The following is a 1,270-nucleotide window of genomic DNA, read 5'->3' on the forward strand; positions in this document are numbered from 1 at the left end:
GTTTGGAAAAATCGCAGTGATTAAAACAAGAGAGAACAATCCAAAAAGAAACTTTATCTTGCTCACGTGTCTCATCGGGTTTGTGTTGCTGGTTTTGGTTGTGTCTCTCTATCGAGTTCAATTTATGAATAAACCACAAAAAATAGAATGGGGTGCTTTAACTTCTTCAGCAGTATTTGGCCGTTATAAGGATTCAAGCAAAGATATTTATGTGGATTCATATATTGTTAAATCACCAGTCGATGAAAATATGCGTACTGCATTTTATTTGGCAGATGGGACGTGGTTGCGTACTTTAGATGGCTCTAGCGGTGCTTGGGGGCGTGGTGGAACACCATTAGGAGGGAATTCTTTTAAACAACCCTTACCAGAAGTTTTGCATTTAACCTTTTTTGATCGTTTTGATAATCAGTTTTATCAACTGATTCAACCTTTACCCAAGGAAAAAATCCAACATTTATTTACCACGGTATATAAAGGGATGGGAGATGAGGAAGAATATAGCTCACCTAAAGTATATGATACCTTTGATATTGGTTTTGCACCACAAGGTTGGGTGATTCTGTTTGCAGTAGGACCTAGGATTCGTGAGGAAATTGGTTCATGGCAAGCGCAAAAAATTGAGGGCGATTATGCAACGGTTGTTGGACTAACTCAAACGGCAGATATGGAGTATTTAAGGAAAAATGATATACGTGCAGAAGATGTAAAAAGTGCATTAGATGACTTTAAACAGCGAAATACTGAATTGTATAAACGTTGGACTGAGGGCAGTTTTAAAATCAGTCCAGACTGGTACTAGACGTTGCAAACCAAATATCCATGGAATTTGGAAGTCACTGCACCTGATGGTGAGTGGTCAGGCGAGTATTACGCTGAATATGTCAATACGGAGCGTTTTGCAATACTTGATGATCGTTTAGACGCTGATAAAACTCGTTTAAAAGCAGCTCCGATTAAAATTGGAACATGGGTAACCTATAAACCAACAGGGATACGTTATTACATCATCATTCATTTATTTCCGATCCCAAAATGGTTAGTAGATGACTATATGCCATACTACCAAGATCCGAATTTAAATGAATACTTTAAAAACTTTCAGGCACTTTATCCAACTCGTTCATTGCGTACTAATGATCATCCCGCTTATGAATATGAGTTTTCGAAACTAAAAATAGATTTAGATGCAGATTTCAAAATCAAAGAAATTTACTTGCAAAAAGGCAAAGAAAAACGCCCATTGGATGGTGCGTATGAATATTACTTA

The 1,270-nt window shown here is 37.2% G+C and carries 1 protein-coding gene and 1 pseudogene; both read left to right on the forward strand.

Annotated features, from left to right (window positions below; all coding sequences use genetic code 11):
* The coding region (locus D7V20_RS20245; protein WP_235831685.1) for a DUF2931 family protein at positions 1 to 802 on the forward strand (802 nt) is incomplete at its 5' end.
* Between the two features lie 3 nt (positions 803 to 805).
* A pseudogene (locus D7V20_RS20250) lies at positions 806 to 1,270 on the forward strand (DUF2931 family protein); the annotation flags it as partial.

It is taken from the genome of Acinetobacter rongchengensis (assembly GCF_003611475.1).
Taxonomy (GTDB): domain Bacteria; phylum Pseudomonadota; class Gammaproteobacteria; order Pseudomonadales; family Moraxellaceae; genus Acinetobacter; species Acinetobacter rongchengensis.